The organism is Micromonospora sp. NPDC005413, from assembly GCF_040606435.1.
GTDB lineage: Bacteria > Actinomycetota > Actinomycetes > Mycobacteriales > Micromonosporaceae > Micromonospora.
This window is the reverse complement of record NZ_JBEXEV010000018.1, coordinates 39,869-58,015: the sequence shown is the minus strand read 5'-3', so window position 1 is coordinate 58,015 and position 18,147 is coordinate 39,869. Positions and strand designations below refer to the sequence as shown.

Below are 18,147 nucleotides of genomic sequence, written 5' to 3'. Positions count from 1 at the left end.
GGTCAGCACGTTCTGCACCAGCGGCGCGATCGTCTCCGCCGATCCCGGCTGGGTGAGGCGGTCGCGCAGAAGCCGGTTGCCGGCGAACTGCTCGCCCAGGGCGGCGACGTGGCGGCCCTCCATCCGGTTCAAGGTCGCCGCCGACTGGGCCAGGGACACGGCGGCCAGCTGGCCAGCACGACACCAGTGGCCTGGTCGGCGGCGGCGAGGACGTGCTGGGCGACAGTGTCGCCGGTGCGGGATCCGCGTAGCGTTGGCGCCGGGCAGGTTCCCGGTGTGCGGCAGACCCCGGGACAGGGCAGTGGGATCAGATCCAGCGGCGTAGCGCTGCCTCCACCCCGGCCTGGAAGCGGCTCTCGGCGTGGAGGCGCTGCATCAGGTCGTGGACGGTGCGGCGCACGGTGCGCTCGGAGAGCCCCAGCTGGCGGCCGATTGCCTCGTCGGTTCGCCCCTGGCGGAGCAGCCGTAGGATGGCGACGGCCTGGTCGGTCAGGCCGTGCTCGCCCGCGGTGGACGGCTGCGGGAACGGCGTGCTTTGCTCCCAGAGCATGTCGAAGAGCAGGCACAGCGCCGAGACCAGGCGGTTGCCGCGGATCTCCAGCGCGCCCCGGCCGGAGCGCGGCTCGATCGGGACGAGCGCGAACTGCCGGTCGACGAGGGTCATTCGCACCGGCGCCTCTGGCATCACGCGGCTCTGCTCGCCCTGCTCTGCCATCAGTTCGGCGTATGCGCGGGAGGCGGCGTCGTGCAGCGTGCACTCCTGATAGATGTGCCGGATTGTCACCCCTCGGGACAGGGCGATCCGGGTCAGCGTCTTGCCGGTCTCGATAGCTTCCGGCGGCATCGCCCGGCCGGTTGTCAGCGTCATGAAGCTCTCGGAGGCGGTACGGGCGTGCTCGGCGAGGCGGTCGCGCACCGTGTCGAGCCCTTCCAGCCGGACGATCTCCTCCCGCTCGCGGTGGGTGTCGTGGCTGGCGGCGCGGGCGAGGACCGAGGCGCGCGCCGCCTGGAGCTTCGCCTGCTGCGCGATCATCTGCTGTTCGGCTTGGTCGAGCATAGCGAGCGGGCCGATCTTGGGGCTCACCGCGCGTAGGGTGCCCGGCCGGCTGGTCGACGGCGTGATGAACGCGCGGTCGGCCAGGGTGGAGAGGGCGTCGTGGACGACCGTCTCCGGGATGTCGAGGTTCGTGACGAGCTCGTCGACGTCCCACGTCGGATGATCCAACATCGCCCAGTACACGGCTTCGGCAGTTGCCGACACACCTAGCCGTTCGAGCAAGATCTCCTCCATTGTGTTCACCGATTGATCACATTAGTTGAATCCGGGTCCTCCGCAAGGTCTCGAAACGGTGTCCGTTCGTCGACAAGGCCCTGGCCGGAGGGGGTCGAAATGGTGAACACGGGCAGGCATGCCCACCAACAAGACAAGTGGGTCCGCCGACCGCAAAATCGACAATCGTTGATTCCGGACGTCCGCTCAGCATGCCGGAACCGGCCGTGGCCGGTTCCGGCAGCGCCCGGAGTGATGACGCGGACATCGCCCGAACCGCACGCTCATTCCGGCGCCCGCAACCAAACGGGCGGCAGACGAGGGAGGTGCCCGATGCACATCGGGGCCGGAGTGGACAGCCGACGCATTCGCGACCACCGCGGCGAACGCATCGCGGATCCGAATCATCGAGGTACCCGGCCGTTGTCCGGGGTTCGTCTCACATGGGCGCACACGCAGACCTGGTCGGCCCGGTTCAGCGGAGGCTCGCCGTGCTGTTCACCCGGATCGCGCTGCGGCCGCCGCGCGATGATCACGACCTGTCCGCCGGCGAACTGACGGACCTGCTGTGGCTCAACGCCGCCGCAGCCGATGGCATCCGGCATATCCGTGCCCGCGCCTTCGCCGGACAGATGGAGGTCGCGGTCTTCACAGTCGCCTCGGAGCAGGCGATCTCCGACTACATCGTGCAGCGGGTCTGCCAGCGCGCGATCCGCAGCGTGCCGGCGCTGCGGGGCTGGACGGTCACCTAGCCCCCGCCCGGACGGGGAGGTCGCGTTGGAACGTGTCGCGGTGAGCGTGCCCGGGTACGACCGGCCGGCCCGGCCCGCGGCGTTCCGGGTGCTCGGCCCGTTGACCCTCACCAGCGGCGCGGACGCGCTGGTCCTGCCGCCGTCGAAGGTGACCTCGCTGCTCGCGGCGCTCCTGTTGCACCCCGACGAGGTGGTCTCGGTCGGCGCGCTGCAGCAGGCGATCTGGGGCGACGAGCGGCCCGCCTCGGCCAAGGCCGCACTGCAGACCTGCGCGCTGCGGCTGCGGCAGCTGTTCAGCCGACACGGCATCACCGGCAGCGTGATCAAGACCGTGCCGGGGGGCTACCGGATCACCGCCACCGCCGAGACCGTCGACCTGATGCGCTTCCGCGACCTGGTGGTCCGCACCCGCGACGAACCGGACCCGGAGGCGGAGCTGGCCATGCTGGAGGAGGCGCTGGCGCTGTGGAGCGACCCGATGCTGGCCAACGTGCCGTCGGAGGCGCTGCACCGCGACGTGGTACCCCGGATCAGCGAGGAGCGGGTCCGGGTGATCGAGCGGGTCTGCGACCTGAAGATCGGCCTGGGCCGGGATCGCTCCGTGCTGGTGGACCTCTGGACCGCGACCCGCGCCTACCCGGCGAACGAGCGCTTCTCCGCGCAGCTCGTCTCGGTGCTCTACCGCACCGGCCGGCAGGCCGACGCGCTGGCCGAGCTGCGCCGGGTCCGGGAACACCTCGGCAACGAACTCGGCGTCGCCCCCGGCCCAGCGCTGCGCGCGCTGGAGCTGACCATCCTGCGCGGCGAACCGCCCACCCCGGCCGGTCCGGTGGCCCGACCCGCCACCGCGCCGACCCAGCATCCGGTCGCGCCCGGCTTCGTCGGTCGGGTCGCGCTCGGTCGTACCATCGCCGATCGGCTCCGCGCGGGCTGCCCGATCGTGGCGCTCAGCGGCCCGCCCGGCGTCGGCAAGACCGCACTGGCACGGCACGTCGGGCAGCTCGTCGCGGACGACTTCCCCGGCGGCCACATCCGGGTGGAGATGGGCTCGGCCACTGGGTCGGCGTCGCCGCTGGAGCACGCCGAGCGGCAGCTGCTCGCGGCGCTCGGCCGGGGCGCTGGCACCCCCGGCGGCCGACGGCTGCTGCTGGTCGATGACGTGGTCGACGCCAGCCAGGCGCGCGAGCTGCCCGCTCTGTTGGCGCCCGGCGACGCTCTGCTGCTGACCAGCCGGCGGAGCCTCTCCGGTCCAGTCGCACGGCTCGGTGGCTGGCTGCACCGGGTGGAGCCGCTCGACCCTGCCGACTCACTGCAGGTGCTCGGCACCGCGCTCGGGCCCGAGCAGGTCGACGCCGACCGGCAGAGCGCCGCGGAGATCGCGGCGCTCTGCGAACACCTGCCGCTGGCGCTGCGCATCGCCGCCATCCGGATCCTGCTGCGCGCCCGGATGAGCCTCGCGGAGGCGGTCGAGTGGCTGCGCGCAGACCCGCTGGGCCGGTTGAGCCTGCCGGGCGAGCCGGACATGTCGCTCGGCTACCGCTTCGACGAGGCGCTGTCCCGTGCCGGCGGGGCGCTGGCGGCGGCGTTCGTCTGCCTGGCCACCGCGGCACCCAGCCCGATCACCGTGGGCCGGGCCGCGGAGCTGCTCGACGTCGAGCCGGCCACGGCTCGCGACCTGCTCGACGGGCTGGTCGACCACAGCCTGGTCGAGGAGGCCGCGGACCACTACTGGATCCGGGGGCTGCTGCGGCACCACGCCCGGGCCTCCGCCGACCGGCCCGCACCTGACCCCGGCCCGCCACCACACCCGTATCGAGCGAAGGGATCCCTGTGATGAGCACTGCCTACGAGACGGTGGCGCAGAGCCGGCCGCGGATGCGCCACGACGTGCTGTTCACCCGCACCGAGGACGGAGTGCTGTTCCACAACGCCAACAGCGGTTTCCGGCTCTCCTCCGCCGCCGCGTACCGGCTGGCGTCGCTGCTCGTCCCGCACCTGAACGGGCGTAACCGAGTCGCCGACATCTGCGCGCCGTTGCCCTCCGCGCAGCGCGCCATGATCGGCGAGCTGGTGAGCGCGCTCTACGCGCGTGGCTTTGCCCGCGACATCCCGGAGGATGAGAGCGACCCGGCGACGATCCTCGGCCCGGCGGTGGCCGCCCACTTCGCCACCCAGATCGCCTACCTCGACCACTACGCCGACCGGGCACCGCAGCGCTTCGCCACCTTCCGGGCCACCCGGGTCGCGGTGCTGGGCACCGGCCCCGCCGCGGTCGCGTGCGCCGCCGGCCTGCTACGCAACGGCGCAACGGCGGTGACCGTCTCACCGGCGGTCTCACCGGTGCTCGCGCCGGAGCTGGCCGGGCTGGACGCGGCGGGCTGCGCCGCGACCGTCGGGGCGCTGCCCACCGCCGGCGGCGAGGTCGGCTGGCCCGAGCTGGCCCCGGCGGAGATCGTCGTGGTGGCCGCCGGCGACGACGCGCCCCGCGACACCCTGCGGCTGCTCGCGGCGGGTATCCCCGTCGACCGGCTACTCCTGCCGGCCTGGGTGGCCGGCGGGCGGATGCTGGTCGGCCCGGTGCAGGGCGCGGGCCGTACCGGTTGCTGGTGCTGCGCGATGCTGAGGCTCGGCGACAACGACGAGACCGGCGCCGCCGGGCAGGTGTGGCGCGCCGCCGCGTTACCGTCCGGGGCCTCGCCGGCCGCTGCCCAGCCGGACGGGCCGCTCGCGGCGATGGTCGGCAACCTGCTGGCGTACGAGGTGTTCCGGCTGACCACCGGCGCGCTGCCGGCCGAGACCGACGGCAGCGTGATCGTGCAGCATCTCGCCTCGCTCGACGTGCTGACCGAGCCGTTGCTGCCGCACCCCCGGTGCGCCTTCTGTCGCCCGGGGCCGCCGGAGCCGGCCTGGGCCTCCATCGAGCTGGACGCGGCCACCCCCGAGGCCGAAGAAACGGCGGACCAGTCCGCGCAGGCGCAGGCCGCGGTGGCGCAGCTCGCCGCCCACCAGCCGCTGCTCCAACCGCACCTGGGGGTGTTCCGCCGCTACGACGACGAGCGGTGGGACCAGAGCCCGATCAAGATCGGCGCGGTCGAGTTCACCGACGGCAGCGGCCGGCGCCGCACCGTGAGCGCGTTCGACGTCCACCACGTCGCGGCGGCTCGGCTGCGGGCGTTGCGGGTGGCGGCCGTCGTCGGCACCGGCCACACCGCGGTCGGCGGAACCGCCCCCGACGACGCACCGCGGGTCGACGCCACCCGCCTCGGCCTCGCCTCGGGGTGGGGCGACACCGCCGCCGACGCCTGGGCGGCGGCCCGGTCACTGCTCACCGGCGAGGCGGCGGCGGTGCCGACGGCGGTGCTGGAGCCATTCGGGGCGGCGAACCGCGGTCGCGGCGCAGAGCCGACCAGCGCCGGTGGGGGAGCGGGCGGCGACCTCACCGAGGCGGTCCGGTCCGGGCTCGCCTCGGCGCTTGCCGGACACGCGCTGCGGCAGGTCGTCGCTGGCCGGACCATCGCCCGGCGGATCCGCCTCGAGACCATCGGCACCGACCCCGAGCTGGTCTTCCTGACCAAGTCGGCGGCGAACCTCGGCGTCGCCGTGGAGCTGCTCGACCTCGGCGGGCAGCCTGACATCGGGGTGACGGTGCTGCTGGCGCGCTCCTTCGACCCGACCCGCGGCCAATGGTCGTCCGCGTTGGCCGCCGACCCGGCGTGGACGGTGGCGGCTGTGGCGGCGCTGCGCGACGTGCTGGGCCAGGCGCAACTGCGCGCCCAGGACCCCGGCGCGGTGCCGGACATCGGTGACCCGGTGCTCGTCGACTTCGACGCCGGCACGGTGCCGGTGCACGCCGAGGTGGACGCCGCCGCCGGGGTGGTCCACCCCTGGGCCGACGTGCTGGACCGGCTGCGGGAGCACGGGTACGACGTGCTGGTGGCGCCGGTCGGCGGCGCGGACCTGGCTGCGGGCGGGCTGGTCGCGGTGAAGGTTCTGCTGGCCGCCAGAGACGACCGATGAGCGGCGGCGGGTCTGCGACCGACGAGCTGGTCTGCGCCGGGCTGGCCCGGCTGCTCGCCGAGCGGGGCTGCGACGCCGAGGTGGTCGCGTTGGGGGTGCGCGACGAGCTGAACGCGACCGCCCAGCCGGCGCGCGCGCCCCGGGTGCTGCTCTACGGGCAGCTGGCGCTGCTCGGGCCGATGCCGCCAGCGGCGGTCTGCCCGACCTGCCTGGCGCGCCGCTGGCAGGCGGTGCGCCACCGGGACCTGCGCGACGCGGTCGAGCTGGGCGGCGACACCGTGGCGGCGGGCCCTTGGCCGTACGCGACCCCGTTCGTCGCGGACTTCCTGCATGCCCTGCTCGACGCGCACCGTGCCGCCGGCGCTGCGCCGGACGTGCCCGGTAGCCCCGGCGCCGCGGTGGGGGAAGTCGGCATGGTGCTCCAGGTCGACCTGTCCACCCTGCGGGTGTACCGGGCTCCGCTGCTGCCCGACCCGGAGTGCCCGAGCTGCGGCGGTGGGATCGCCGACGCGCCGGAGCTGGCCGCGATCGAGCTGCCCGCCACCCCGAAGCCGGCGCCAGGTACGTTCCGCAGTCGGGACCTGGACGATTACCGGCTGAACGTCGAAGCGTTCGCCAATCCGGTCTGCGGCGCGCTCGGCGCGACCCTGTGGCAGGACGTCACCTCGCTCTCCACCTCTCCGGCGGTCGGCTCGTTCACCCTGCGCAGTGGCGGTTACCTGCGAGAGACGCTGTACGGCGGGCACGCCGACAGCTACCGGCGCAGCGCCCGGATCGCAGTGCTGGAAGGGCTGGAGCGCGCCGCTGGACTGCGCCCGCGCGGCAAGCGCACCGTCGTCACCGCGACCCTGCGGGAACTGGGCGGCGACGCCCTGGACCCGCGCGAGTGCGGGCTCTACACGGACGCGTTCTACCAGGCCAACCCGTATCTCCACCAGTTCGACCCGGACCGGCCGATCACCTGGGTCTGGGGCTGGTCGATGCGTGATCAGCGCGCGCTGCTGGTGCCGGAGATCCTCGTCTACTACCACGCGGCGACTGTCGAGGAGCGCTTCGTCCAGGAGACGTCGAACGGCTGCGCCTCCGGCGGATCGCTGGTGGAGGCGGTCTACCACGGCCTGATGGAGGCGATCGAGCGCGACGCGTTCCTGCTGGCCTGGTACGGCGGCCGGTCCCTGCCGGAGATCGACCCGGTCAGCATCGACCGGCCGCAGACCCGGATGATGATCGACCGGCTGGCCATGTACGGCTACCGGGCCCGGTTCTTCGACACCCGAATGACCTTCGACATCCCAGTGGTGACCGCGGTGGCCGTCCGCGAGGACGGCGGCCTCGGCGCTCTCGCCTTCGGCGGCGGGGCGAGCCTCGACCCGCAGGCCGCGATCACGGCGGCGCTCTGCGAGATCGCCACCGACTCGGTCATGGTCCGGGTCCGCGCCGGCGCCGACGAGCCCCGGTTGCGCCGCATGGTGACCGACTTCTCCCAGGTGCAGGGCCTGCACGACCACCCCTTGCTCTACGGCCTGCCGGAGATGGCACGGCACGCCGCGTTCCTGCTGGAGCGCGGCCCCCGGCCGGCGCCGATGGCGCAGCTGTACGAGCGGGACCGTCCCGCCCCGCCGGCCACCGCCGACCTGCGCGACGACCTCGAACGCTGCCTGAAGACGGTGACCGCGCAGGGCTTCGACGTGATCGCCGTCGACCAGACCACGCCCGAGCAGCGTGATCTGGGCCTGGCGACGGCGAGCGTGGTGGTCCCGGGGCTGCTGCCGATCGACTTCGGCTGGCTGCGCCAGCGCGCCCCGCACGCGCGGCGGTTGCGGACCGCGTTCCGCACCGCCGGGCTGCTCGACCGCGACCTGCGCGACGACGAGATCCACTCCGTTCCCCACCCGTTCCCGTGAGGTGCTGCCATGACGCCTGAAAATCCCGGCCTCGCCCACGCGTACGCGACCGCGATCCTGCGCCGCGGCCGTGAGCCGATGCCTCCGGTCGACTTCACCCCCAACTGGGGCGACGCACCCCGCCGCGGCAAGTACTACCCACAGGCGGGCGCCTTCGGGCTGCCCGCACCGCCGAGAGCCGACGTCGATCTGGACACCGCGCTGCGCGGCCCGGGCGACGCCGACGAGCCGTTCACGCTGCCGCTGCTGGCCGGCCTGCTGCACCACTCGTACGGGCTGCTGGGACGGCGCCTCGGCATCCAGGCCAACACCGACCTGGCCGCGCTGCCGTCATACGCGCACGCCAACTGGCACCGTGGCACCGCCTCCGGTGGAGGCCTCTACCCGTGCAGCGTCTACTGGGTCGCCGGACCCGACGCCGGGGTCACCCCCGGCGTCTACTACTACGCGCACGCCCGGCACGCGATGCAGCGGCTGCTCGGCGGCGACGTCAGCGCCCTGGTGAACGCGGCGGTCGACCCGCCCCGCCCCGCCAGCCAGTTTCTGGTCATCGGGGTGAAGTACTGGCAGAACGCCTTCAAGTACAACAACTTCTCGTACCACGCCGTGTCGATGGACGTGGGTACGCTGCTGCAGACCTGGCGGCTCTGGGCCGGCGCCCAGGGCCGGCAGATCCGGCCGGTGCTCTGGTTCGACCAGGCCGCCGTCGCCGAACTGCTCGGGCTCGCCCCCGACGACGAGGCGCTCTTCGCCGTCGTACCCCTGACCTGGGCCGCGCCCGCCCTCGCCGGCCCGGCGGAGTCGGTGCCGCGGCCGGCGATGGTCCGGGTCCGTCACCGCGACCAGGAGCGGTCCCGGACTCTACTCGGCTTCGACACCCTGCAGCAGATCAACCGCAGCACGGCCGCGGCGGTCGAGCGGCCCACCACCGGGGCACTGGCGCCCGCCGCCGCCCACCCGGCGCCGCCGGGCGCGACCAGCGTGCCGCTGCCCGCCGCAGCGCCGATGACGCTGCCCGTCGAGGCCGCGCTCACCGCCCGCCGAAGCAGCTTCGGCCGGCTCCTGGCCCACCGGCCGATGGCGGCTCAGCAGCTCGCCGCGTTGCTGCGGGCCACCGCCGCCAGTACCGTGCCGTCCGAGATCGACGGTCCCGCCGATGGCGCGCTGGCCCGGATCTACGCCTTCGTCAACCACGTCGCCGACGTGCCAGCCGGGGGATACGTGTACGACCCGCAGGAGCACAGTCTGGTCGCCGTCAGCGGTGGCCCGCCGGGAGCCTTCCTGCAACGCAACTACTTCCTGGCCAACTACAACCTGGAGCAGGCCGCGGTCGTGCTCGTCCCGACGGTGCGTACGCACGCCGTGCTGGATGCCACCGGGGACCGGGGCTACAACCTCGTCAACGCCACCGTCGGCGCGATCGCCCAGACCTTCTACACCGCTGCCGCCGCGCTGCGTCTCGGCGCCGGGGTGGCGCTGGGTTTCGACAGCGTCTCCTACGTCGAGGAGCTGGGGCTCACCGAGAGCGGCGAGTTTCCGCTGCTCATCATGCTCGCCGGCGACGACCGCGGGCAGCTCGGCGACTACCGTTACGAGCTGCGGTGATCCCGGCCGTGTTGTCGCAGAGTCCGCCGCGCAGCGCCGCCCCCGCCGGGTGGCGCACCGGCGCCTACTTCACTGCCCGGGTCACCGGCCTGCCACTGTCGACGGTCGATGCGCTGCGCTGCCCCACGGCGTGCACCTGGGCCGAGGACGTGCTCGCCTTGGAGCACCGGCTCGCGGCCGACGGGGCGCAGCTCAGTCAACTCCTCTACGAGCTGGTCAACGACAACGAGGACGAGTCGGCCCGGCGGCGGCTGCTGACACTGCGCCGGCAGATCTTCAACAACGTCCTGCCGGCCGCGCCCGAGCCGGCGCTCGCTGCGGTCGCGCAGACCCGACCCGAGGCCCTACCCGGCGTGCAGCGCTGGCTGGAGCGCCGGGCGCGGCTCGCGCGGCGGCACGACGAGGGAAGCGCGATCTTCGCCGCCGACGTCACCCGGGCCCGCGCGCAGCTGTGGCGGCTGGCCGACGAGCCGCGCCTGCGCGGCGGGCTCCAGCTCGCCTCACCGACTCTGGACGAGCAACTAGCCGCCGGAGCTCCACCGGAGCTGACCCGGCCGGCCAACAAGCGGACCCGCCGCGTCGAGCGCTCGTTGCTGTCCTACCTGTACCGCACCGCGTGCAAGACCAGCCCGTTCAGCACCTTCACCGCCGTCGCCCTGGGCCGCTTCTCCGACACCGGGTCGGGGCTGGAGATCACCGTTGGTGAGCAGTGGCAGCGGCATGTCCGGCTCAACGTCGTCCTGGTCACCCGGCTCGCCGACCTGATCAGTGCCGACCCGCAACGGCGCGGCGACCTGTCGGTGGAGCTGAGTCCCGGGTGGCGCCGCGACGCCGACCGGATCCGGTACGTGCGGCATTGGGTCACCGCTGGCGACGACAGCGCCGCGGTCAGCTTCGACTCGGTCCGTGACGGGCTCTTCTTCCTGCGCCGCAGCGGCGTCCTGGACGAGCTCACCGCCCTGCTTCAGGAGCGCGGCACGATTCGCTGCGTCGATCTGGTGGACCGGCTCTGCGCGGGGACCGGGGCCGAGCGAGGAGACGGTGAGGCGTACCTGTCGACGCTGCTGCGGCTGGGCATGCTCCGGCTGGTCGGCCTCGACACCGACGTGCACGTCGCGGACCCGATCCGGGTGCTCGCCGGCACCCTGGGGCAGCTCGACCGGCCGTGGGCCGAGCGGCTCGCCGGCCGGCTCCAGGAGATCACCGAGCTGGTCGACGTCTACCGACAGGGCGACCTCGGGCAGCGTCGCGAGCTGCTGCACCGGCTGCGGGCCGCGCTGTGCGCGGCGATGCAGTCGCTGGGGGAGGAGAATCCGACCCTGCCGCAGACGCTGCTCTACGAGGACAGTCGGGTCGCCGGTGAACCCGTCACCGTCGCTGCCGAGCCCTGGCGGCGGCTGGTCGGTGCGGACCTCGCCGCCGTGGAGCGGGTGCTGCCTGCCTTCGATCAGAACCTGCCGCACCGGATCATGTTCCACGGGTTCTTCCTGGCCCGGTTCGGCGTCGGCGGGCGCTGCGGCGACCTGCTGCGGCTGGTCGAGGACTTCCACGACGACCTTTACGACCAGTACTCGTCCTTCACCGCGGGGCGCCGCCCGTTCGGCGACGACGGCAGCTACACCCCCGAGGAGAACTGGCTGGGCCGGCCCGAGATGACGGCGCTCGACCATGCCCGGCAGCTTTTCGCCGGGCGGCTGGCCGCGCTCGCCGACGCCGACCCGCAGCGCACCGAGCTGCCGCTGCCGGCCGAACTGCTCGACGAGGTGGGGACGCTGCTCGGCGACACCACCCGCGGTGTCCACCCGCAGGGGCACTTCGTCCAGCTGGCGCTGCGCGAACCCGACCCGCTGCTGGTGCTCAACCAGTCCTTCGGGGGGCTCTCCTTCCCGTTCAGTCGGTTCACCCACTGCTTCGACGGCGACACCCCGACCCTCGCCGAGCGGCTGCGCGCCCAAGCGGCCGAGGTCACCCCACCGGACGTGGTCTTCGCCGAGCTGACCGGGGGCGCGGCCACCACCAACCTGAACCTGCACGCCCGGCTCACCGACTACGTCGTCGTCTGCCCCGGCGAGACCAGCAGCGTCCCGGCCGAACGGCAGCTCACCCTCGACGACCTCTACCTCGTGCACGACCCGCAAACCGATCGGATCGTGCTGCGCTCCACCCGCCTCGACCGGGAGGTCGTAGCCGTCTACCTGGGCTACCTGGTGCCGATGGCGCTGCCGCAGATCCCGCGCACCCTGCTGCTGCTGTCGCCGGCGTCGATGGTGCGCCTCGACGTGTGGCGCGGGGTGCCCGCGTTGGCCAACGCCGACGGGGTCACCACCCGGCCCCGGCTGCGTGCCGGCAACGTCGTGCTCAGCCGCCGCAGCTGGTCGGTACGGGTACGCGACCTGCCCGACGCGGGCGACCCCGGCGCCGACCCGGCGGCGTTCCTCGACTGGCGCCGGTGGCGGGTCCGACACGGCGTACCCGAGCAGGTCTTCGCCACCGTCTATGCGGCCAACCCGGACCGGCTGGTGACCAACCCGAAGCCGCAGTACGTCGACTTCGGCAGCCCGCTGTCGATGCAGGCGCTGCGGGCCGCCCTGGACGGGCCGGACGACCGGGTCGTACTGCGCGAGCTGCTGCCCGCCGCCGACGAGCTGGCCGCCCACGGCGAGCACGGCGGGCACGTCAGCGAGCTGGCCGTGGAGACCTTCCGCACCGAGGAGAGGAAGACCCGATGACCGTGTCCGACGCCGCGCCCACCGACGCCGAACACGCCGCCGACTCGCGCGGGCAGTGGCTTGCGCTGCACGTCTTCTATGCGGCCAACCCGCAGCCGCTGCTGGTCGAGTGCGTGGCGCCGCTGATCCGGGAGCTGACCGAGCAGAACCTGCTCGCCGGCCACTTCTTCATCAACTACTGGCTGGAGGGGCCACACGTGCGGCTGCGGCTGCGGCCGCGTACCCCGGCCGACGAGCCGGCGGTGCGGGCGCGCGCCGAGGCGGCGGTCAGCCGGTTCCTCGCCACCCGCCCCGCGCTGTACGCGATGGGCACCGGCTACCTGCGGGAGCTCTACGACATCCTTTTCGAGCTGGAGTTCCCCGCCGGGCGGCCGGCGGAGCTGGTCGACGCGAACGGGCAGATGCTGCTGCAGCCCAACAACTCCTACAGCTACCGGCCCTACGAGCCGGAGTACGGCAAGTACGGCGGGCCGGCGGGCATCGAGGTCGCCGAGTGGCACTTCCAGTACTCCAGCGACACCGTGCTGCGGGCTATCTCGTCGATGAACCTGCACCTGCGCCCGGTGCTGCTGGGCACCGCCGCGCAGCTGATGACGGTGCTCGCCGGCACGTTCCTGCCCGACCGGGATGAGCTGGTCGAGTTCCTCGACCGGTACCACCACTTCTGGCACCGGGCCTTCGCCGGCACCAGCCTGATCGGCGTCGACGAGTACACCCGGATGTACGACAGTGTCGCCGGTGAGCTGGGCGGACGGGTGGGGCAGATCCTCGCCCTCGTCGCGCAAAGCGAGACCCAGCGCCTGCCCGGTTTCCTGCGCGGCTGGGCCGAGCACGCCGTCCAGCTCCGGGAGAAGGTGCTCGCGCTGGCAGCCTCCGGTGAGCTGAGGGTCAGCGCATGGAGCGGCGGCGGCGACCGGGTGATCACCGACCCGGGGGAGGCGCTCGCGTCGCTGCTCTCGCCGTACCTGCACATGACCAACAACCGGCTGCACGCCACCATCCGCGACGAGGCGTACCTGTCCTATCTGCTCGCCCGGGTGCTGCGCGACCAGGCGGTGCCGGCGTGACCGGTTCGGGCCTGCTGGCCAAGCGCCCCCGGCTGCGCGAAGATCTGATCTTCTCTCGGCCGTTGCAGCGCGGCCCCGACACGGTCTACCTGGTCAAGGACCGGCGTAGCGGCCGGGCGTTCGAGATCGCTCCGAGGGAGCAGTTCCTGCTGCGCCGCCTCGACGGCGCCCGATCCCTCGCCGAGGTCGGCGCCGAGTACGCCGCCGAGTACGGTCGCCGTCTCGGCGATCAGCACTGGACCCGGCTGCTGTGGCTGCTGCACGAGCGCGACCTGCTATCCGCGCACCCCGCCGGTCCAGCCACCGCGCTCGGCGGCGGTGGCGGCGAGCGCGCGGCGGCCGGACCGGTGCGGCCCGGCGCGCTGGGTTGGTGGGCGCGCCGACTGCGGCGGCTGCTGCACCCGGCGGTCTCCGCGCTGCTCGCGCTGCTCGTCGTCGCGCTGCTCGTGGTGGTCGGACTGCGGTTCGGCCCGCTGTGGCAGGCTGCCCGCCCCGCTTTCGGCGACCCGGTCTGCCTGGTCGCGCTGGCGCTGCTCGCCTGGTTCGGCGCGGCGCTGCACGAGTTCGCCCACGCGCTTGTTGCCGTCCACTTCGGTGCCACCGTCAAGCGGATCAACCTGATCACCCTCACCTGCAAGATCGAGGACTACCTCTACCTTCCGCGGCGGTCCCAACAGGTGATGATCGCGGCGGCCGGCGGGGTGGCGAACGGGCTGGTCCTCCTGCTCGTCGGTGCCGCCCTCGCGGCGGTGCCGGGTGCCTTCGCCGACCGGCTCTTCAGCGCGTACGTGCTGGTCGGCGCTGCCCAGACGCTGATCAACGTCATCCCCCTGCCGCCGTTGGACGGCTACAAGATCGTCAGCCACCTGCTGGGCCTGCTGAACCTGGCCCCGGAGAGCCGCCGCTATCTGACGACGGCCCCCCGGCGGCTCCTACGCCGACCCGGCCCGCGCTACCCGCGACGGACCGCGGTCTGCCTCGGACTCTTCGCCGTGTGGTGGCTGCTCGCGATCGCCGCGGTCGCCGGCGTCGTCATCTTCTTCGTGGGCGCTCTGCTCCAGCCCGTCTTCGGAGCACTCGCCCATATTCTGCCCGCCGCGATCGTCGGCCTGACGATCGCCGGCTGGCTGGCCCGGCCACGCCGGGAACGTCCCGCGGACCGAATGCCGTCCCAACCACTCCATCAGGACAACCAATGAAAGGCGAGCCGATGTCACCCACCGACGGTCCAGCGATTGTGCTGGACGCCGTGAGCAAGTCGTATGGCGAGGTGAGGGCGGTCGACGAGATCTCCATCTCGATCGGCCGCGGCGAGTTCTTCGGTCTGCTCGGCCCCAACGGCGCGGGCAAGACCACGCTCATCGAGATGATCGAGGGCCTGCGTACCCCCGACACCGGCAGCGTCGCCGTGCTGGGCATGTCGCCGGCCCCGCGCAACCTCGACCTGCTGCCCCTGATCGGTGTGCAGACCCAGCGCTCGGCGTTCTTCACTCGGCTGACCGCCCGCGAGCACCTGGTGACGGTCGCTGCCCTCTACGGTCTCCCCCCAACCGCCGCCGAGCGGGCCCTGGAGCTGGTCGGGCTGACCGGCTCAGGCGACATCCGGGTCACCAACGTCTCCGGCGGTCAGCGCCAGCGCCTCGCCATCGCCTCCGCGCTCGTGCACGACCCGCAGGTGATCTTCCTGGACGAGCCCACCGCCGCGCTGGACCCACAGGCCCGCCGCGACCTCAGCCAGATGCTGCGCAAGCTCAAGGAGATCGGCAAGACCATCGTCTACACCACCCACCACCTCGACGAGGCGCAAGGGCTCTGCGACCGCGTCGCGATCCTCTCCGCCGGGCGGATCCTCGCCCTCGACAGCCCTCGCGGGCTGATCGCCCGCTCCGGCATCGGCACCCGCCTGGTCGTCCCCGCCGGCCGGCTCAGCCCCGAGCAGGCCGGCAGCCTCGACGGCGTCGACGGAGTCGGCGTCGAGGACGACGCGCTCGTGCTGCATACCACGCAGACCGCCCGAGTGCTCGCCGCTCTCGGCGCCGAGGCCGACCTGAACGACGTGGAGACCCGGCCGGCCACCCTGGAAGACGTCTACCTCGAGCTGATCGGAGCGCCGCAGGCATGAGCGCATACGCCGCACTCTCCCGGGCCACCTACAAGGCGACCGTCCGCGACGCCACAACCCTCTTCTTCACCTTCGCCTTCCCGCTGGTCTTCCTGGTCATCTTCGGGCTGATCTTCCGCGACCAGCAGGTCGGCGACACCGGCCGCGGATACGTCGACTACATCGCTCCGGGCGTGCTCTCCTGGGGTCTGGCCAGCGCCGCCCTCTTCGGGGTGTCGTTCACCCTGATGCAATGGCGCAACGACGACCTGCTGCGCATCATCCGGCTCTCGCCGACCAGCATCTGGTCGGTAATCGGCTCCCGCTACGTCGTCGCGCTGGGCATCGGGGTGGCGCAGAGCCTGCTCTTCGTCGGCATCGCCATGCTTCCGGTCTTCGGCATGCGCCCGGATTCGACATGGCCGCTCGCCATTCCGATCATGCTGCTCGCGGTGACGGCGTTCCTCGCCCTCGGCCTGATCGTCGGCTCCCAGGCGAACACCCCGGAGGCGGTCGCCGCGATCGCCAACTGCATCGTGGTACCGATGGCCTTCCTCTCCGGCTCGTTCTACCCCCTCGAACTGATGCCGGGCTGGATGCAGGTGATCTCCCGGGCGCTGCCGCTGCGCTACGTCAACGACGGCATGGCGTACGCCTTCACCGGCTTCGGCACCATGAACGACTATTTGCTCGCCTGCGCCGCGCTGGTGGCCTTCGGCGCCGTGTTCGCGGTCATCGGGGTGCGGACCTTCCGCTGGAGCAACGACTCATGACCGCGACCGCGGCGGCGGCAGCGCGCCCTGCCCCGCTCTCCGCCGCCGCGGCCCGACTGCGGGAGCACCTACGCCGCCGCTGGACGGCGCAGCCGGTGGGTGGCGAACCGCGGGTGGTGACGCTGGGCGACGCCGACGCGCTCGCGGCGGCCGGGCCCGATCGGCGCGACGCCACCGTGCACCTCAGCGCCGCCGCCGTGCTGATCGGCCCGTCCGGTGGCGCGGCGGGCCGGGCTTGCGGGCACTGCCTGGCCATTCGGTGGCAGCGGCTGCGCACCCGCAGCGAACGCGACGCCCTGGAGGTCGGCGACAAGATGACCGCGGTCGGCCCGTGGCCGCAGCTGACCACCTACCAGCTCGACGCCGTCTGGGACCTCTACCGCGTCGTCCACGCCGGCCCGCCGCTGCCGCCGCCGAGCTGGGACCGGCACAGTGCTCCGCTGCCCCGGGTCAGCCAGCTCGACCTGGGCAGCCTGCGGGTACGCAGCTATCCGGTGCTGGCCGAACCGCTCTGCGCCAGCTGCTCCGTCCCTCGGCCCGACACTCCCAACCGTCCAATGCTCGCGCAACAGCCCCGGCCCAAGCCCCGCCCCGACGTGTACCGGCTGCGCGCCCCGGGCGGCTATCCGCTGCCGGAGGCCGCGCTCGTCAACCCGGTCTGCGGCGCGCTCGGCGCGGGCACCCAGCTCACCATCACCTCACCGACCACCGCGCCGGTGACCGGCAGCGTCTTCATCCGCGGCTACGGCGGGCTGCTCGACGTCTCCTGGAGCGGCCAGTCCAGCGGCTACGACGCGAGCCGCTCGCTGGCCTACCTGGAGGGGCTGGAGCGCTACGCGGGCACCCACCGTCGGCGCAACGTCACCCCGGTCGTCGCCGCGTACGACGACCTCGGTGCGGAGGCGCTACACCCGGACCGCTGCGGCAGCTACCCCGACGCGGTGTACGCCGCCGACCCGATCCTTCGCCGCTTCGACCCGCAGCGGCCGATCCCGTGGGTGTGGGGGCAGAACCTGCACACCGGCAAGCCTGTGCTGGTGCCCCGTCGGCTCTGCTTCTACAGCTCGCCGGCCGCGGGCGACACCTTCCTGCTCTCCTCCTCCAGCGGTTGCGCCACCGGAAGCTGCCTGGAGGAGGCCGCCCTGTTCGGGCTGTTGGAGCTGATCGAGCGCGACGCGTTCCTGCTCGCCTGGTACGGCAACCTGACGCTGCCCCGGATCGATCTCGACACCTGCCCGCCGGCAGTGCGCGCGATGGCCGACCGCGCCGAGCTGCAGGGCTATCGCCTCTACGCCTTCGACAACCGGATCGACCTCGCCGTACCCGTGGTCACCAGCCTCGCCGTCCGCCACGACGGCGGTCCCGGCCTGCTGTCGTTCGCCGCCGCGGCGCACATCGACCCGGAGCAGGCGATCGCCGGCGCGCTCGCCGAGGCGCTCACCTACATCCCTCATCAGCCCGGCACGGTCCGTCGGCGCCGGGCCGAGCTGGAGCGGATGGCCGACGACTACACCCTGGTCCGCCGGCTGCCGGACCACTCGGCGCTCTTCGGCCTGCCGCGGATGTCGGTGCACGCTCAGAGCTACCTCGACAGCGGTGACACGCTGCCCGCCTGGAAGGTGTACGCCGGCTACCGGCCCCCGAGCACCCGGGACCTGCGCGACGACCTGCACCGGGTGCTCGATCTGCTGGGCATGCAGGGATTCGAGGCGATCATGGTCGACCAGACCACGCCGGAGCAGGAGGCAGTCGGGCTCTGCTCGGTCTGCCTGGTCGTGCCCGGCCTGCTCCCGATCGACTTCGGCTGGACCCGGCAGCGGGCTCCGCACCTACCGCGGCTGCGGAGCGCGCCCGCGGCGGCGGGTCTCGCCGACGCCGAACTCACCGACGCCGACCTCCGCCTAGTACCACACCCCTTCCCATAGTGCC

Annotated in this window: 12 protein-coding genes; 11 read left to right on the top strand and 1 reads right to left on the bottom strand. The window is 73.0% G+C overall.

The annotated features are described in order from the left end of the window. Window positions 1-307: 307 nt before the first annotated feature. Window positions 308-1,291, bottom strand: coding sequence for a LuxR C-terminal-related transcriptional regulator (locus ABZS37_RS19590; protein ID WP_355170781.1), 984 nt, complete (start codon window positions 1,289-1,291; stop codon window positions 308-310). Between the two features lie 422 nt (window positions 1,292-1,713). Between ABZS37_RS19590 and ABZS37_RS19585 the strand changes: the two genes are divergently transcribed. From ABZS37_RS19585 to ABZS37_RS19535, 11 genes are read left to right on the top strand one after another with little or no spacing between them, the layout of a single operon-like run. Beyond that, window positions 1,714-2,022, top strand: a complete 309-nt coding sequence (locus ABZS37_RS19585; RefSeq protein WP_355170779.1) for a hypothetical protein — start codon at window positions 1,714-1,716, stop codon at window positions 2,020-2,022. A gap of 25 nt (window positions 2,023-2,047) precedes the next feature. After that, a complete protein-coding gene (locus tag ABZS37_RS19580; RefSeq protein ID WP_355170777.1) occupies window positions 2,048-3,856 on the top strand; it encodes a BTAD domain-containing putative transcriptional regulator in 1,809 nt (602 codons plus the stop codon). Further along, window positions 3,856-6,039: a TOMM precursor leader peptide-binding protein gene (locus ABZS37_RS19575; protein WP_355170775.1), complete on the top strand. Its 2,184-nt coding sequence runs from the start codon at window positions 3,856-3,858 to the stop codon at window positions 6,037-6,039. The genes ABZS37_RS19580 and ABZS37_RS19575 overlap by 1 nt, the downstream gene beginning before the upstream one ends. After that, window positions 6,036-7,943, top strand: coding sequence for a TOMM precursor leader peptide-binding protein (locus ABZS37_RS19570; RefSeq protein ID WP_355170773.1), 1,908 nt, complete (start codon window positions 6,036-6,038; stop codon window positions 7,941-7,943). Before ABZS37_RS19575 ends, ABZS37_RS19570 begins: the two co-directional genes overlap by 4 nt. A 9-nt stretch (window positions 7,944-7,952) precedes the next feature. Then, the gene (locus ABZS37_RS19565) at window positions 7,953-9,548 is read left to right on the top strand and encodes a nitroreductase family protein (RefSeq protein ID WP_355170771.1); all 1,596 of its coding nucleotides are present in this window, start codon (window positions 7,953-7,955) and stop codon (window positions 9,546-9,548) included. Next, the gene (locus tag ABZS37_RS19560; RefSeq protein ID WP_355170890.1) at window positions 9,548-12,277 is read left to right on the top strand and encodes a lantibiotic dehydratase; all 2,730 of its coding nucleotides are present in this window, start codon (window positions 9,548-9,550) and stop codon (window positions 12,275-12,277) included. The genes ABZS37_RS19565 and ABZS37_RS19560 overlap by 1 nt, the downstream gene beginning before the upstream one ends. Next, complete coding sequence (locus tag ABZS37_RS19555; RefSeq protein WP_355170769.1) at window positions 12,274-13,344, top strand: lantibiotic dehydratase C-terminal domain-containing protein; 1,071 nt, start codon at window positions 12,274-12,276, stop codon at window positions 13,342-13,344. The genes ABZS37_RS19560 and ABZS37_RS19555 overlap by 4 nt, the downstream gene beginning before the upstream one ends. Continuing rightward, window positions 13,341-14,543, top strand: coding sequence for a M50 family metallopeptidase (locus ABZS37_RS19550; protein ID WP_355170767.1), 1,203 nt, complete (start codon window positions 13,341-13,343; stop codon window positions 14,541-14,543). Before ABZS37_RS19555 ends, ABZS37_RS19550 begins: the two co-directional genes overlap by 4 nt. Continuing rightward, on the top strand, window positions 14,540-15,466 hold the full coding sequence (locus tag ABZS37_RS19545) for an ABC transporter ATP-binding protein (protein WP_355170765.1): 927 nt from the start codon (window positions 14,540-14,542) through the stop codon (window positions 15,464-15,466). Before ABZS37_RS19550 ends, ABZS37_RS19545 begins: the two co-directional genes overlap by 4 nt. Then, entirely contained in the window at window positions 15,463-16,218 is a 756-nt protein-coding gene (locus ABZS37_RS19540) for an ABC transporter permease (protein ID WP_355170763.1), read from the top strand. The genes ABZS37_RS19545 and ABZS37_RS19540 overlap by 4 nt, the downstream gene beginning before the upstream one ends. Beyond that, window positions 16,215-18,143 carry a TOMM precursor leader peptide-binding protein gene (locus ABZS37_RS19535; RefSeq protein ID WP_355170761.1) on the top strand — a complete coding sequence of 643 codons (1,929 nt, stop codon included), beginning with the start codon at window positions 16,215-16,217 and terminating at the stop codon, window positions 18,141-18,143. Before ABZS37_RS19540 ends, ABZS37_RS19535 begins: the two co-directional genes overlap by 4 nt. Window positions 18,144-18,147: the final 4 nt, after the last annotated feature.

Bases quoted from the DNA above. Each gene is read 5' to 3' on its own strand.
- ABZS37_RS19590 (WP_355170781.1), bottom strand. From the start codon at position 1,291: ATGGAGGAGATCTTGCTCGAACGGCTAGGTGTGTCGGCAACTGCCGAA.
- ABZS37_RS19585 (WP_355170779.1), top strand. From the start codon at position 1,714: ATGGGCGCACACGCAGACCTGGTCGGCCCGGTTCAGCGGAGGCTCGCC.
- ABZS37_RS19575 (WP_355170775.1), top strand. From the start codon at position 3,856: ATGAGCACTGCCTACGAGACGGTGGCGCAGAGCCGGCCGCGGATGCGC.
- ABZS37_RS19570 (WP_355170773.1), top strand. From the start codon at position 6,036: ATGAGCGGCGGCGGGTCTGCGACCGACGAGCTGGTCTGCGCCGGGCTG.
- ABZS37_RS19565 (WP_355170771.1), top strand. From the start codon at position 7,953: ATGACGCCTGAAAATCCCGGCCTCGCCCACGCGTACGCGACCGCGATC.
- ABZS37_RS19555 (WP_355170769.1), top strand. From the start codon at position 12,274: ATGACCGTGTCCGACGCCGCGCCCACCGACGCCGAACACGCCGCCGAC.
- ABZS37_RS19545 (WP_355170765.1), top strand. From the start codon at position 14,540: ATGAAAGGCGAGCCGATGTCACCCACCGACGGTCCAGCGATTGTGCTG.
- ABZS37_RS19540 (WP_355170763.1), top strand. From the start codon at position 15,463: ATGAGCGCATACGCCGCACTCTCCCGGGCCACCTACAAGGCGACCGTC.
- ABZS37_RS19535 (WP_355170761.1), top strand. From the start codon at position 16,215: ATGACCGCGACCGCGGCGGCGGCAGCGCGCCCTGCCCCGCTCTCCGCC.